This is a genomic window from Bacteroidota bacterium (genome assembly GCA_016714535.1).
Lineage (GTDB): Bacteria > Bacteroidota > Bacteroidia > AKYH767-A > OLB10 > JADKFV01.
In genome coordinates this window covers 115,552-130,956 of record JADKDR010000007.1, presented here as the reverse complement: position 1 = coordinate 130,956, position 15,405 = coordinate 115,552, and the positions used below count along the sequence as shown (strand labels likewise).

The 15,405-nt window shown below is 38.6% G+C and carries 15 protein-coding genes, 1 tRNA gene and 1 pseudogene; 12 read left to right on the top strand and 5 right to left on the bottom strand.

The window, feature by feature from the left end; translation table 11 throughout:
• Window position 1 precedes the first annotated feature (1 nt).
• Window positions 2–289, bottom strand: coding sequence for an antibiotic biosynthesis monooxygenase (locus IPO27_11950; GenBank protein ID MBK8847208.1), 288 nt, complete (start codon window positions 287–289; stop codon window positions 2–4).
• A complete protein-coding gene (locus IPO27_11945; protein ID MBK8847207.1) occupies window positions 286–1,083 on the bottom strand; it encodes an SAM-dependent chlorinase/fluorinase in 798 nt (265 codons plus the stop codon). Before IPO27_11945 ends, IPO27_11950 begins: the two co-directional genes overlap by 4 nt.
• Before the next feature lie 271 nt (window positions 1,084–1,354).
• Here IPO27_11945 and IPO27_11940 point away from each other — a divergent pair, with 271 nt between their 5' ends.
• The 7 genes from IPO27_11940 (at window position 1,355) to IPO27_11910 (ending at window position 6,265) form a co-directional block, all read left to right on the top strand.
• The gene (locus tag IPO27_11940) at window positions 1,355–2,314 is read left to right on the top strand and encodes a PhoH family protein (GenBank protein ID MBK8847206.1); all 960 of its coding nucleotides are present in this window, start codon (window positions 1,355–1,357) and stop codon (window positions 2,312–2,314) included.
• Window position 2,315: 1 nt separating this feature from the next.
• A complete protein-coding gene (locus IPO27_11935; GenBank protein ID MBK8847205.1) occupies window positions 2,316–3,260 on the top strand; it encodes a phosphoribosylaminoimidazolesuccinocarboxamide synthase in 945 nt (314 codons plus the stop codon).
• Window positions 3,261–3,354: 94 nt separating this feature from the next.
• Window positions 3,355–3,741: a Co2+/Mg2+ efflux protein ApaG gene (gene apaG, locus IPO27_11930; GenBank protein ID MBK8847204.1), complete on the top strand. Its 387-nt coding sequence runs from the start codon at window positions 3,355–3,357 to the stop codon at window positions 3,739–3,741.
• A gap of 24 nt (window positions 3,742–3,765) precedes the next feature.
• The gene (locus IPO27_11925; GenBank protein ID MBK8847203.1) at window positions 3,766–4,659 is read left to right on the top strand and encodes a hypothetical protein; all 894 of its coding nucleotides are present in this window, start codon (window positions 3,766–3,768) and stop codon (window positions 4,657–4,659) included.
• Between the two features lie 74 nt (window positions 4,660–4,733).
• On the top strand, window positions 4,734–4,970 hold the full coding sequence (locus IPO27_11920; protein MBK8847202.1) for a hypothetical protein: 237 nt from the start codon (window positions 4,734–4,736) through the stop codon (window positions 4,968–4,970).
• Between the two features lie 35 nt (window positions 4,971–5,005).
• Complete coding sequence (locus IPO27_11915; protein ID MBK8847201.1) at window positions 5,006–5,773, top strand: MBL fold metallo-hydrolase; 768 nt, start codon at window positions 5,006–5,008, stop codon at window positions 5,771–5,773.
• A gap of 39 nt (window positions 5,774–5,812) precedes the next feature.
• The gene (locus IPO27_11910; protein MBK8847200.1) at window positions 5,813–6,265 is read left to right on the top strand and encodes a hypothetical protein; all 453 of its coding nucleotides are present in this window, start codon (window positions 5,813–5,815) and stop codon (window positions 6,263–6,265) included.
• A gap of 445 nt (window positions 6,266–6,710) precedes the next feature.
• Here IPO27_11910 and IPO27_11905 read toward each other — a convergent pair whose 3' ends face one another.
• Window positions 6,711–11,075 (bottom strand): T9SS type A sorting domain-containing protein, encoded by a 4,365-nt coding sequence (locus IPO27_11905; protein MBK8847199.1) that lies wholly within the window; start codon window positions 11,073–11,075, stop codon window positions 6,711–6,713.
• Between the two features lie 392 nt (window positions 11,076–11,467).
• Here IPO27_11905 and IPO27_11900 point away from each other — a divergent pair, with 392 nt between their 5' ends.
• Together IPO27_11900 and IPO27_11895 are read left to right on the top strand one after the other, a co-directional pair.
• A complete protein-coding gene (locus IPO27_11900; GenBank protein ID MBK8847198.1) occupies window positions 11,468–11,995 on the top strand; it encodes an RNA polymerase sigma factor in 528 nt (175 codons plus the stop codon).
• A gap of 77 nt (window positions 11,996–12,072) precedes the next feature.
• Complete coding sequence (locus IPO27_11895; GenBank protein MBK8847197.1) at window positions 12,073–12,621, top strand: NAD(P)H-dependent oxidoreductase; 549 nt, start codon at window positions 12,073–12,075, stop codon at window positions 12,619–12,621.
• A gap of 12 nt (window positions 12,622–12,633) precedes the next feature.
• Here the strand turns inward: IPO27_11895 and IPO27_11890 are convergent, their stop codons facing one another.
• Window positions 12,634–13,083, bottom strand: coding sequence for an Rrf2 family transcriptional regulator (locus IPO27_11890; GenBank protein ID MBK8847196.1), 450 nt, complete (start codon window positions 13,081–13,083; stop codon window positions 12,634–12,636).
• Between the two features lie 280 nt (window positions 13,084–13,363).
• Between IPO27_11890 and IPO27_11885 the strand changes: the two genes are divergently transcribed.
• The 3 genes and pseudogenes from IPO27_11885 (at window position 13,364) to IPO27_11875 (ending at window position 14,839) form a co-directional block, all read left to right on the top strand.
• Window positions 13,364–13,435 (top strand) — tRNA-Glu (locus tag IPO27_11885).
• Between the two features lie 46 nt (window positions 13,436–13,481).
• A pseudogene (locus IPO27_11880) lies at window positions 13,482–13,734 on the top strand (30S ribosomal protein S20).
• A gap of 139 nt (window positions 13,735–13,873) precedes the next feature.
• Window positions 13,874–14,839, top strand: coding sequence for an acetyl-CoA carboxylase carboxyltransferase subunit alpha (locus tag IPO27_11875; GenBank protein ID MBK8847195.1), 966 nt, complete (start codon window positions 13,874–13,876; stop codon window positions 14,837–14,839).
• 8 nt (window positions 14,840–14,847) lie between these two features.
• On the opposite strand, the gene IPO27_11870 is transcribed toward IPO27_11875, so the two are convergent.
• Window positions 14,848–15,303 (bottom strand): GNAT family N-acetyltransferase, encoded by a 456-nt coding sequence (locus tag IPO27_11870; protein ID MBK8847194.1) that lies wholly within the window; start codon window positions 15,301–15,303, stop codon window positions 14,848–14,850.
• Window positions 15,304–15,405 lie beyond the last annotated feature (102 nt).

Below are 15,405 nucleotides of genomic sequence, written 5' to 3'. Positions count from 1 at the left end.
TTTAGCTAAAGGACGTTAGCGTATTAGCTATAGCCGGTGCTGCAAACATGGGTTTTACGGCAGTCCACACTTTTTTAAAGAAGGGCGAATTACGATAAGCTTCAAGATGGTTTACATGCTCCCACTTACTTATGGTAAAAAGTATATTTGGTTTTTCATAGTCATGAAAAACATTTAACTCCACACACCCTTCAAAGTGTTTAATATTTTCTTGCGACTGAAGATAAATATCCAGAAACTGTGTAAGCAACTGTGGCTGTATGGTTAATTTAACTACACGTACAATCATTTGAATACGATACGAATGGTAGAGTCTTTTTTAAGGCCAATCAGTTTATCCATTCTTCCGGTGTTTAAAGCTAGTTCAAGCACTCCGGAACTATTCCACATTGCTACAACCTCGCCCGTTTCCTCCTCATCATAATACTGCGAAAATTTATTGATCGAAATTTTCGAATTAATAAATAATTCGAATTCCCTTTCGTTACAGTTCTCCTCAAAAAAACGTTGCGAAATATTGGTTATCGCATTTCCAAAGCGGTCAATAAATTCTACATGACCGGCAATACCATCACCAGTGCGACTTGGAGTGCGAGGATAAGAAATCATCAGGCTATCAGTGATATTGCCTATTTCGATTAATTTTTCGCCTCGCAATAGTTTATAACAGCATGATATGAAAAATTCGTTTAGCTTAAGTCGGTTTAACTCACGGTACGATATCATTTCATAAGCATAATCATATCCGTCAGTAAATAAATTATTAAAAAGGCCACTATCGGGGCCAATAAAAATTTGATTATTTTTTTCTACCGCAACAATTCTCCGAGGAAAATTTCCTGCAGCATCCACCGTTTTTACTCGTATACAATCTACACCAATCAGGTGAATGGTATTGTCTGCAAAGAACTTATACGAGTTTCGAAGAATATATGCAGCATGCATTATATCAAACGGATTGATATGATGCGAAATATCGATTACCGTGGCTGAGGGTACAAAACGCAACAACTGTCCTTTGAAGGCAGCCACAAAATAATCATCGGTACCCCAGTCGGAAGTTAATGTGATAATGGATGACATTATTTAAAAGCAATGCCGCCAAAGATAAATGACCCATTCAGTTTTTTGTTTTACTCCCTCCTAATTTTTTAGTATTGTTGTTAACAGGATTCAATTTTTTGTTAGTCATTTTAATTTATATCCATTTCCATTTTGATTCTATCTTTATTCCTTTGCGGACATTGGTTCTTAAATGAAGAAGTAATACGATAGGCTAAAAATAAAATGCCTGAAAATGAAAAACCGATATATACTTTAAAAAACAAAAGCAATTATCCATTAAACGCACTAAATGGCCGAACATACACTTACCATTGACCTTGACAACCCTGTAGACTTTTATGGCAGCAACGATAGCAACCTAACGCTGTTGCGAAACAAATTTCCAGCATTAAAAATTATAGCCCGTGGAAATGAATTGCGCATTTTGGGAGAAGATGCCCTTGCCGAGGCATGCATCAAGGAAATTGAAGGGTGGCTTAAATTGTACCAACAAACCGGCAGTGTGGTGCTTGAGCCGAACGATGGCGACTGGGTTGGCGATGATGCAAAAGCTGGCACGGCAAAGCAGATGACCAACGGTAGTCATGTGCTGGTATATGGACCCAATGGTTTGGTTGTAAAGGCGCGAACGGCAAACCAAATGCGTATGGTAGAAAGCAATGAGGTTAATGATATTGTGTTTGCCATAGGCCCTGCAGGTACAGGAAAAACATATACCGCTGTTGCATTAGCCGTACGTGCATTAAAGAATAAGGAAATACGCAGAATTGTTCTTTGCCGGCCGGCAGTAGAGGCGGGCGAAAACCTTGGTTTTTTACCTGGCGATTTAAAAGAAAAAATTGACCCTTACCTGCGTCCACTTTACGATGCTTTGTTTGATATGATTCCGGGCGAAAAACTGAAGTCCATGATCGAAAATGGAATTATAGAAGTAGCACCGCTGGCTTTTATGCGGGGTCGCACCCTCGATAATGCTTTTGTTATACTTGACGAAGCACAAAATGCTACCCAGTCGCAACTCAAAATGTTTTTAACACGCATGGGGCCATCTGCTAAGTTTATAGTCACTGGCGACACTACCCAAATTGATTTGCCCCGCAACCAGCCAAGTGGTCTTGTACAAGCATTGCAATTGCTGCAAGGAATAAAAGGCATAGATGTAATTTATTTGAATGAACAGGATGTTGTGCGGCATCGTCTGGTTAAACAAATAATAATGGCGTACGGAAAAACTAATAACGAAAAGTAGGATGGAACTAATTACCAAGACCAATTTTATATTTGATAAAGATCAAACGGTGTATCACGGCAAAGTGCGTGACGTATATAGTATAGGTGACATGTTAATTATGATAGCAAGCGACCGCATTAGTGCATTTGATGTGATATTGCCGCGAGCTATTGCCTACAAAGGTCAAGTATTAAATCAAACGGCCACTTATTTTTTAAATGCAAGCAAGCCACTAGTGCCTAACTGGTTAATAGAAAGCCCTGACCCTAATGTGGCCATTGGATACAAGTGCAAACCATTTAAAATAGAAATGGTGGTGCGCGGTTATCTGGCAGGTCATGCATGGCGCACCTATCAAAGTGGCTTACGCACTTTGTGTGGAGTGGCTTTGCCCGAAGGGTTAAGAGAAAACGATAGATTGCCAAGGCCCATTATTACTCCTACAACTAAAAGCAATCATGGTCACGATCAGGATATTTCGGCAGATGAAATAATCAGGAAGCAGTTAGCAACCAAACAACAATACGAGCAATTGGAAGCCTATGCGTTAAATTTATTTGAGCTTGGAAGCCGTATGGCACAGCAACAGGGATTATTGTTGGTTGATACCAAATATGAGTTTGGCATTCTCAATAATCAGATATTATTAATGGATGAAATTCATACACCCGACTCATCGCGTTATTTTTATAAAGCCGGATATGAAGACCGACAAAGCAAAGGCGAAATTCAAGAGCAATTGTCTAAGGAATTTTTACGCCAATGGTTAATTGCAAATGAGTTTCAGGGCCTGCAAGGCCAAACCATACCAACAATGACAGATGCTGTATGCAACGAAGTATCGGCTCGTTATATAAAACTATACCAAACCATTACCGGGCAGTTACTTCAGCCAAGGGATTATACCCAGTGGCATACAGCCATAGAAGCCAATGTTATGGATGCATTAAAGCGATTATCCTAAAAATGATAAAAAAATATCAAAAGGAATTGACAGATAGTTGTTGGAGTAATATATTTCACTTTATATTTGGACGCAACTAATAACCTAAGTGTTTATGATAGCAGCACTTACAAGAGGAATTAAAGTAAGCGTAGAGACATTTTTTCAACCGGCACAAAGCAATGCCCGCATACATCAGTTTGTATTTGCTTACCGCATTACTATTGAGAATATAAGCGAAGATACTGTGTGCTTGCGCAGGAGGCATTGGAGTATTATTGATGCCGATGGCCGCAAGCGCGAGGTTGAAGGCGAAGGTGTAGTAGGGGAGCAGCCGGTTATTTATCCCGGAAAAAAATATCAGTACACCAGTGGCTGCAATTTATTTTACGAAATCGGAAAAATGTATGGTAACTATCGTATGGAAAATTTAAACACCTCCGATTTTTTTGATGTAAAAATTCCTGAATTTATAATGGTCGCGCCATTTAAACTGAATTGATTTTTACGTTACACTTAATTATATATGATTAGCTACAACCCACGCGATTGGTTCACCTTTATTTTTCGTTTTCATAAATCTGATACATTAAGGCAATTATTTCCTTTAATTATAACGATAGCTATTTTCAGTACCCTAATTGCCGTGCTTGAGATGGAAGTATGGGAACTTTCAGATGCTAGTCGGTTAAAAAACCTTCCTTTGTTGCACACCCTTACCAGTTTTGTAATAGGTATGCTGCTGGTATTTCGCACAAACACGGCATACGATAGGTGGTGGGAGGGGCGCAAACTTTGGGGCTCGTTGGTAAATAACGCGCGAAACCTTGCAATGAAACTTGGTGCATTTTTGAGTAAAGAAGACTACGTCAATCGCAATTATTTTAAAATACTAATTCCGGCATTTGCTACCGTGCTTGCCAGGCACTTAAATAAGGAAAGTACCCGCCTCGAGTTATTCGAAGATGAAATTTTTCGTAACCGGATAAAATTTGATAAACATGTGCCAAATCAGGTAGCTGCCATGCTCATTCGCAGAGTAAACCGCTTATACACCGATAACAAAATTTCGGGCAATCAATTAATACTTCTCAATAATGAGTTGCAATCGTTTGCCGATATATGTGGTGCCTGCGAGCGTATAAAGAATACCCCCATTCCTTATTCCTATAGTGTCTTTATAAAGAAATTTATTTTCTTTTATGTAATGACTATGCCTTTTGGATTTGTATTCACATTAGGCTATTTGATGGTGCCGTTAGTTTGTTTCATTTTTTACATTTTGTCCAGCCTGGAGCTGATGGCCGAAAAAATTGAAGACCCGTTTGGAGGCGACCCAAACGACCTGCCAACCATGCTTATAGCCAGCAATATACAAAAGCATGTAGATGAGATATTAACTATACCTAAGCAAGTATAGCCGGAATAATATTTTCAACAAAACCAACTTGCATTTTTACTTTCGTTATAATTGCAACAAAAATCAAAATAGCAATGTCAAAGATAACTCAGTCTACCATAAATAAACTCGAAGAAGTACTGGTAGAAGGCGGCTATGCGGTTCGATACGAAAAGGGTAATTTCAAAACTGGCTTTTGCTTGCTTGAGCATAAAAAGGTTGTGGTGGTAAATAAATTTGTCCCCATAGAAAGTAAAGCTGCTTCGCTAACTGAAATTATTAACCTGTTGGGTTTAGGCAGAAACGAAGGCGAATTGCTGCCCCTCGAATAAATGTTTATTTTACTCCCTTAAAATTTTATCAACTCTTGAAAGTAACTTTGCTTGGTACGGGAACATCGCAGGGAGTACCTGTAATAGCATGCGACTGTGTGGTATGCACATCGGCCGATGCGCGTGATAAGCGTTTGCGCACTGCTGCCCTGCTACAACAAGATGATACGACTGTTGTCATAGATGCCGGCCCCGACTTCAGGCAACAAATGCTTAGGGCACAAGTAAAAAAAATAGATGCCATTCTTATTACGCATGAACACAAAGACCACCTTGCCGGATTAGATGATGTGCGCGCTTTTAATTTTATAAATAAAACTACTGTAAAGGTGTATGCACACGAGCGCGTGCAAGAAGAAATTAAACGTGAGTTTCGATATGCATTTGATGGTAATAATTATCCCGGCTTACCTCAAATCGAATTGCATGACCTTAATTCGTTTGTAAGCATACAAATTGGTTCAATACGTATAACCCCAATTGAAGTATTGCATCATCAATTACCGGTGATGGGTTTTGTTTGTGATAATTTTGCATATGTTACCGATGCCAATTTTATAGGGCAAAAGGCAATGGATATATTAAAGAACAAAAAGCACCTTGTGTTAAACGCCTTACGAAAAGAAAAACATATATCACATTTTAACTTAGCTGAGGCGTTGGATGTTATTTCAATTTTACATCCTGAAAGTGCTTATCTTACTCACCTAAGTCACCAAATGGGTTTACATACTGACTTGGAAAATATTTTGCCTTCCGGAGTGTTAGCTGCCTATGATGGTATGATTATTGAAAATGCCTGAATCCAAATTAAAGTTTAACCAATTAATAAAATTAAAAAAATGTTTGACAGTTTATTGAATTTAGTAAAAGAACACGCTGGTGATGCCATTGTAAACAACCCTGCTATACCCAATGAGCATAATGACTCGGCAATTGAGACAGCTACCAGCGGCATTATGGAAGGTCTAAAAGGAGCTATCGGTGGTGGCGATTTATCTTCTATTACCAGTTTATTCTCAGGCGGTGGCAGCAGCGCAGGCTCTAACCCAATTGTAAATGCGATAAGTGGCACGGTTGCCAATAACCTGATGCAAAAGTTTGGAATTAATAACAGCGCAGCTTCAGGAATTGTAACCGCACTAATTCCTACCGTAATGAGTAAGTTGGTTGATAAGACTAACGACCCCAAAGACAATAGCTTTGATATTGGTGGCATTGTAAGTTCATTAGGTGGCAATGCTTCGGGCCTATCAGGCATGTTGGGAAACATTACTAGCTTGTTCGGTAAATAATTTACAGAATTAGAACTTATAAAAAGCCGGAATTATTTCCGGCTTTTTTATTTATAGCTACTACTTATCTCAACTGATATGTAGGAGGCAGTAACGGCAACTATATATGTTTGCTTAAAATGTTGCGTTACTCACGAGGCACCGGCCCTTGGCGCAGTCTTCACTATGACTCGCCAGAAATTGTAATTGTTTGATAATGGAATAGGTTTTTATGGTTTTATTTTTTTAACACCATTGCAACATAGATGAAATCTTGCTGAATGTGATTATGCCAATAAAACAATTGGCACTGGCCTTGCGTTAGTATGGTATATCATTCAGCAAATGATTCTAAACCAAAGTACGTTAGCTGAAGCTTTTTAAAAAGATAAAACTAAATAAGGGTAGTTTTATATAAAGCGGTGGATGTTGCCCCAAACAACTCCACCGCTTCTCGTTTGTGCTATTATCTGGTTACAACAAATTTTGAAGTTCGTTGCTCTGTGTTGTTACTAATAGTTACAATGTAAATTCCGTTTGATAATAATGCATTTACAGAAATTAAATTAACTCCGCTATCAGTAGATATACCATCTTGCCGGTAAATTAACTGACCCATCTCATTAATAATTTTAATAGCAATAGGTTCAAGGTTGCTATAGGCAAACTCTACGTGCAGTTGATTGTCAACTAAACTATACATAGCATAATTTATACTGAATAAGCCGCCTGATAATTCTATGGGTACAATTTTACTGTACTGGCTTTCGCCACTCATTTTATTCACTTTTAATTTGTAGTACTGCAACCCAGCTTCAGGATGATAATCCCATGCGGTATATTCATTCATCCATTTACGATAAGGGGCTTGGGTAGTAAGTACTTCGTATTCCTTACCCGGGCGTGCTTTTAATACATCGTAATGACTTACATCTTTATCATCCGTTGCAATCCAATCAATTTTTACTTTTTGATTATTGATTAATCGTGCATCAAAACTTAGTAATTGCACCCCAAGAGGGTCAGGTCCTTTGAACACAATCCATGGACTAAAAGTATATACATTCTGAACTTGAACAGCATTGACAGCATTGGTACAACCAAAGCAGTTAACACTAGCAGTATACGTTTGTGGGCTTCCCGAAGCGCTAGCACTTTGCCATGCACCGGTACCGCATAGTCCGGCAGCTAACTTATTATATCTGCGTGCTTCCAGGGCAGGTGTTAGGCCATTGGTTAACTCCGAAGGCTGGTACATAAATTCAAGCGATTGGCGCGAGGTGTTGACAGAACTTACATCCAATTGCCAAAAGCGATCGGCAGCATTCAATGCATCATTGGAGGCGTTAATTACACACATATTGCCAACCACATCAGGCGTGCTGGGGTAGGGCAAATTGGCTATGTTAGTTCCATACGTAGACACCGTAAGGTCGCCAATATATCCACTATCTATTTGTACCGTTAGCGGAATTCGCAATCCGGTAAGTGTGCCAAAGGGGATTTTGTATTTCTGTGCACTTAATACAGGAGTTGTTCCTGTTTTCCATTTTACCCTGCTTCGGTTAAGCGTATTTTCGCTCAATATATACCCTCTCGATAATCCAATATCGTTAGTATCGCGAATAGCCGTGGTTAATTTATTATCGATATCGATGGTATAGGCATTTAGGTCAAATCGTCCTCTGCGCAAGTATAACAAACTATCTACTATACCTGCTGTAAGACCGGGTGTAATGGTCCAAACAGCAAGTCTAACTCCTGAAGTATCATCAATAACCAATTGATCAAAGCGGGTAGCTTGCGTGCCCGCAATGCTGTCTATATTTTGAATTCCGTTAGGATGTTGCGTAAAGGTAACAGTGCTTAAGCCTTGTGTAAATGCAGGAGGACCTGCCACAGGGTTATAATTGTACCATGTGCCTCCAACTGTAATTGGGAAACGACTATAGCGATTGGATATTAAAAACTTTATAGCAGGCTGATAATCGGAAGTGACACCAAGAACCGTGTAAGCAAGCACAGTTCCTAACGCAACATTGGTTTCAAGAAAAACATTATTGCCGGCAACTATTCCGGCAAATACATTTCCATTAGGTGTACCGGCTACGCCCAAAGCAGTTATAATGCCCACGCGCTTGGTGCCTAATCCAGAATAAAAAAGAGGCACATAGTCTGGCTGTGCAATCGAAGAACCACTAGGGTATACATTACCCAGATTATTAAAACTAATATCAAGAATAATGTCAGAAATGCCATCCCAAATAAAGGGAGCAAATTGATTTGGAAAAACATGGTCGGTCCAGGTTACATTATTTCCTGTGGTACTATATGCCGCAGACTGGAAAAAATTAAATGGTCCATTTGCAACTGCTGTAAGGCCCAGAGGTAATGTGGTTGCTGCTGTATTCACTAAAAACTCGGTGCCTGCTGTATAGGTTATAGGAAAGGCATACGATCCCGCTGGAATAGTGTAATACCTGATTTTGAAATTGCTATAAGGCGCAATCGAATTTTTTCGAACGGGTATAATTATTTGATTGATATAATCCCCATTCTTCATTCCATAGAGGGTTGATAATTGTAAGGCTGTTAAGTGTAATTGATAACGTGCATCTGTTTTGTTTCCCGGGAATATGGTGTTTAATCCATTCGCAAAGGTATAACTAGCTGATGTTACATTTGGAATTTTAACCGTATCCTGATAGCTGCTTTTTACTATTATTTTTCCATTATCGTTTGTGTATGTCCCCAAGTAAACATCACTTGCCACCGTGAGACTGCCTAAACTTTGAGCATTAAATTTATCTGGTGCATTGCAGGTAACCGAGGCATTGGTATAAATCTTTAACACCTTGCACACCGCCAATGAGTCGGTATGAATGATGGGATAAAATCCAAATGGATTAGTAATAACCCATGCTTGATCTACAATAGTTGGTATACGTGGACACCAGTTTTCGGCTATGTGCCAATTAGTAGGATCAACAAGCGATGCGCCCAGCCATTTACAAATTTGCAAGGATGTGTCAGGGCAATCATCTGCTAATATTCTAATATCATAATCCTCGCATTCACCATGAAACACGTTGTTAATTGCTGTAAGAATCTGAGTCCCGCTTGAGCATTTATTACGCACCCTCAAACGAACATACCCGGGCTTGGTTTTGGCACAAGTAGGACAACCGTTGGGAGCAATGCCGGTATCAGGAACCGTGAACGACCAGTTAAACCAACCAACACCTGCAGGCAATACACCGCCCAACGAAGTATCACCTTGAAAAAGCTGATATTGAACATTTATTTCTTCTGAAATTGTTCCGTAAACATCTGTGAAATCTCCGTCCGCATTATAGTCTATCCATACTCCCATGTTATTAAGTTCTAAAAAAAGCCCCGTGTTATTAGGCCCAATCCACGGGCCGGGTGCAATTTTTACCTGATAGGAATTGCCTCGCAATAAATCGCAAGTCCTTCTTTTACGATTGCCTAAATTTTGAGGCTTAAACAAGGTATACGAATTGCCGTGCGGTGCAAATTGTGTGGTTGAAGTGTTTGGATATCCAAATGGAGGGTTTGATACCGGATCGTGAAAGGCGTTGTCTAATGTTGAGTTTAAACCAGCAATGTTTACACGTCCAACAAAATTTCTGCGTGCATAAGGATTTCCGGGCACGCCAAGATTTGTGCCATAGGTATATACTGGAATGAAGTAGTTTACTCCAATTTCACGATTGCCAAGCATATTGCCGGGTGTCCCTTGCATAGCACTGCTGCAATTTGTTTTTACGCCCTCAAACTCAGCATCTACTAAATTTCCAAGCACGGCAGTATTTCTAATATCATAGGCAAGCCACAAATAATTATATCCGGGTTGCATTTTTAAACTAGTAACCGTATTGCAAGCACCACTGCCAAAAAACTTCATTTGATTAAGTAGTGTATTTGTCCAAGCTACTCCAAATTGTGTGGTACTTGTAAAATTTGAATCGCCTCCTGTGTAAAAAACTTTTGCCTGCAATACATCCTGACTAAAATTAGTACAACCAATAGAATTAAAGAATATCGAATCAAGATATAAATTACCAATAGATCCGCGCTGGTATAATCGAACACCAATTATATCTTGATTGGTAGAAGATACACTTACCTTAAAAGTATTTTGAGAAAAAATAGAAGCGGATACAAGAGCTGCAGGAGTTGGGTACTCATCTATGCTTACATTATCCATAAATATATTGGTGTAAGAATTGAGCGTATAACTCACGAAAAACACAAACAGAGAAGAGGTGGTGTCAAATGGCACTACGTATGGTATTTGAAAAGCATTGTACACCCATCCTGCAGTGCCTGCATTAAGATTGCGACTACCAATGCGTGTAGCTCCTAATATGTTTTTAGTGTTGTTAATATAAACTACAACACTATCGCTTAAACTACCTGCGTAATTACTACAGTATAAACGGAAACGCACGCTGTCGGTAGGACCGGTTCTGCCCGATAAGTCAATAGCAGGGGTAACCAGATAAGCAGAAGAAGAATCAACCGCGCCACCGGGTGCTGATACTCCCGAGCGAGCATTATAGCGAATCATGCCACCTGCACTAAATGGAGGGCATACAGGGTAGAACCCGGTATTTACCCAATACCAGTTATTTCCAGCTGCAATATCATCGCCACTCAACTCATTGCTAGCCCATGGCCGTAGGCCGGTAAAAGGGGTTGTGCTAAATAGTTCAGTATACAATGCGGCATCAACTCGGTTAGGAAGCGCCAACATTAAGCAAATACCCAAAAAATAAAATTTGTGTACAGGTAATTTTGATTTCATTTTATGGTTCGAATTAAAATTTTGAAGTAGTTTGTGTGTCTCGCAAAACACTTTAGGCTTCAAAAATATGATTTTTTTAATACCAATTGCCTTTTTTATTACTAACTGCAACTTCAAGGAGAGTAAAATCACCACGCTTTTTTAGGTGATATTTTTAAATTTTGAAGGTAATTCTATTGCATCTACTACTTTCTTATGCAATAATTTGCTGAAATGTTGGGGTCTATCAAAAAAATAACAACTTTCTACTTTTTATAACTATTTTAAATCCAATTGATTAGCTATTTGTTGAAAAATAGTGTCTAATAAAATGCAAATTAAATTCAACAAAATGTTGCGGGTAAATAAATTAGGCCTACTTTTGTCTAACAAAATTTAAAAAAAGATAAACAATGAACACTTTAAGTTTCACTTCTAAATTAGAAAAAGAGCAAAAATCGTTGTACAATTTCGCTTTAAAACTTACCGAAAACTCTGATGATGCACAGGATTTATTGCACGATACGCTTTACAAGGCAATGATTAACGAAGATAAATTTATGGTAGGTACCAATTTGAAGGGTTGGTTATTTACCATTATGAAAAATATTTTTATCAATAATTATCGCAGAAATAAAAATAGTAGCGTACAATCTGACAATACCGAAAATCAGTACTACATAAATAACTACTCGTATTCAGAAACCAATCAGGCATTATCAAGGTTAGAGTTTAAAGATGTGCATAATGCGGTACAACTTTTAACTGACAATCTTAAAATTCCATTTATGATGAGTTTCAAAGGATATAAGTATGAGGAGATTGCAGCGTATTTGCATATTCCACTCGGTACTGTTAAAATCAGAATACACAGTGCTCGCAAGAAACTCAAAGAAAGTTTGCATTCATATGGTGCTGCTTATGGTTATAACTTGTCTTAAGTTTTTCAAAAATACTTTATTCATTGTAATTGCGCTAGGTCGTGTTTCTTAGCTTTGCAAATTAGAAAAGGTTCATTATGCAAATTGAAATTATTTCCTCGAGTATGCGACTGCAAAGTTTAAGTTACCGTGTAGCGCTTCATCTTCAACAACAAGGGTCAAAACTTTATCCTTCTATAAATTTTGGGCTGATAGATTTAAGACATCATGTGTTTCCATTGATTGATACTGTTTATAAGGAGCAATCGCAAGCGCCTGTGTCGTTGCAACCTGTTGCTGCCAGAATATTTGATGCATCAGGATTTATTATTGTAACTCCTGAATACAATGGGTCGTATGCTCCCGCTGTAAAAAATATGTTTGACCATTTCCCCAAGCAATCGCGCAAAGCCTTTGGTATTGTTACTGCTTCAGAAGGGGCTATGGGTGGCATGCGTGCGGCTATGCAACTTCAACAATTAATTCCGGCTTTGTTTGGAATTGCCTCGCCTCAAATGTTAGTTGTTCCGCAGATGACCAATAAGTTTGATGAAAATGGAAATTTAGTTGATACAACATTCGAAAAATCAGTAAAAACTTTTATGGATGAATATGTGTGGCTAGCCACACAGTTGAAGAAACGTTAAGAATAACCACCATTAGGTTAAAATGATGCCACCTTTTTGAAGTTGACCTTCGCGCTTTACCACCTCTAATATCGAAACTTTGTTTAATATCTTATTATTTGCTTCGCGCACCTGTGCCATTACATGTCGTAACCCGCAGGTAGCCTCATCTTCGCATTCGGCACATGGCTCATAAAACTTGTAAGATACGCAAGGCAATAGTGCAATTGGACCATCTATTAACCTGATAACATGACCTATGGTTACATCTTTTGGATCTTTGAGTAAATAGTAGCCTCCATTTTTTCCCATTTTGCTTTGCAAAATGCCATCTCGCTTCATTTCGAGTAAAATCACCTCCAGAAATTTTTTTGGAATACGTTGTTTCTGGCTTATCTCGCTAATCAGGTGCGGGCCTTTATCATTATTTTTGGTAATATATTCAAGCGCCTTTAACGCGTATTTGGCTTTTTTCGAAATCATAAAAAATAAAAAAATTTGAATGAGGAATGACGGGCAAATGTAGGCTAATGTTTGAGCTACCCGGTTTTTTTATTGGAAAAGAAAAGCAGTTTTTTAGGTAAATAACTTATTGACAATTAACTTCAAAGGTGTGCATATTTTTATCCTTACGAGTTTTGCGCTGTGGCTGGCTGATGGAGCATGATTTTAGAAGGGGTATTAGAAGGGCAAAAATAAATCTGATTATTATGTTGCGGTTGTACAAATTAAATTTACTTTTGCGACCTCAAAAAAATTCAAGGGTCCGTTCGTCTAGGGGTTAGGACGTATCCCTTTCACGGATAAAACACGGGTTCGATTCCCGTACGGACTACAAAAAAAACAATAACCAGGGATTATTCCCTCAAAAGTTTAGAAAAATGGCAAATCACAAGAGTTCAGTAAAAGGATTCGCAACAGTGAAACAAAGAAATTGCGTAATCGTTATCAGGCAAAAACCATGCGTAATGCTCTAAAGGAGTTACGCACAAGCAAGAACAAATCAGCCGCTGCCAAGATGGTGCCTGAACTGTCATCTATGCTGACCGTTTAGCCAAGAAAAACGTAATTCACAAGAGCAAAGCTGCTAATCTTAAAAGCAGTATTACCAAGCTTGTGAATGCAATGAAGTAGAAAGTAATACCTTTATTATATAGTATATGAAGCTGTCACATTGTGGCAGCTTTTTTATTGCACATAATTTTACTGTAAATAAAGTTCCTGTTTATATTTTTTTACTTTTGCCTTCCCTCAAATCAAATAACTATACAGTATGAGCAAGAATTTACTCGACTTTGAGAAACCTATTGGAGAGTTGATAGAACAATTGGAAAAGGCCAAGCAAATTTCGGATAAAGGGAAAGTTGATACAAGTCAATTGATACGTGAACTTGAACAGAAAATAAACAGCACCCGTAAACAGATTTACCAACACCTTACTCCGTGGCAACGCGTTCAAGTATCAAGGCATCCTGACAGACCATATGCTTTGTCATACATAGAAGCAATAACCGATAATAACTTTACTGAATACTTTGGTGACCGCACCGTTAAGGATGATAAAGCTATGATAGGCGGGTTTGGTTCACTTAGTGGAAGGACAGTCATGTTTATAGGCCAACAAAAGGGTAATAACACCAAGCTAAGGCAGTTTCGAAATTTTGGAATGCCTAATCCTGAAGGATATCGTAAAGCCTTACGTCTAATGAAATTGGCCGAGAAGTTTAATAAGCCTATTGTTACTTTTATTGATACACCTGGTGCATTTCCTGGGTTAGAGGCTGAGGAGCGCGGTCAAGGAGAAGCCATTGCACGCAACCTTTATGAAATGTCTATTTTAAATGTTCCGGTTATTTGCATAATAATAGGTGAAGGGGCTTCGGGTGGTGCATTAGGTATAGGTGTGGGCGACCGTGTATTTATGCTCGAAAATACTTGGTATTCTGTAATTTCGCCTGAGTCATGTTCTTCTATCTTATGGCGCAATTGGGATAACAAAGAAAAGGCTGCTGAGGCTCTTAAACTCACTGCTGACGATATGTATCACAACAAATTGATAGACGGTATAATTGGCGAGCCAACCGGTGGCGCTCATACGAATCCCTCTGAAATGTTTATGATTATTAAAGCTAAAATACTCGACACATTAGCTGAACTTGACAGTATTTCTGCTCAACAACGGGTTCAACAACGAATCAATAAATTTTGCTCTATGGGAGTGGTTGTGGATGGGGAATAATTTAGCTATCAGCTAATGCTTTTTTCCATTCCATAATGTTGGATTTCTCCAAATAATAAATACGAATTTTTGGTGATGCGATATCCGCAACTTCTATAAAACTCAACTGCATTTTCGCGTGCATCAAGATAAATTCTACGCGCACCCAAATGTCGGGCCTTATTTTCTAAGTAGTGTAATATTTTGCGACCGAGGCCTTGGCCACGGCATTCTTCGCTCACTGCCATGTAACGAATTTGCGCAGTTACTATGTCACGCATTTCTATGCGACACACTGCAATCGCCTTTTTGTTTGAATTTAAAATAAGACCATGCCGTGAGGTTGACTCATTAAAATCAATTTCGCTGCCAACAGGTTGATTCCAGGGTTTGCGTAAAATACTCCAACGAAGAATATAGTATTCGTCAAACTCCTCTTCGGTTAGAGGCTCGATAACTTTATATTTTTCTGATAATGGCAGCATAGGGTGAACCGCAAAAATTTCCGCTAAAAATACAGTTTAGATTAATAGCACAAAAAAAAAATGCTGTTTTACTATTATTTTTTGAGCAAGAATGATGATGGC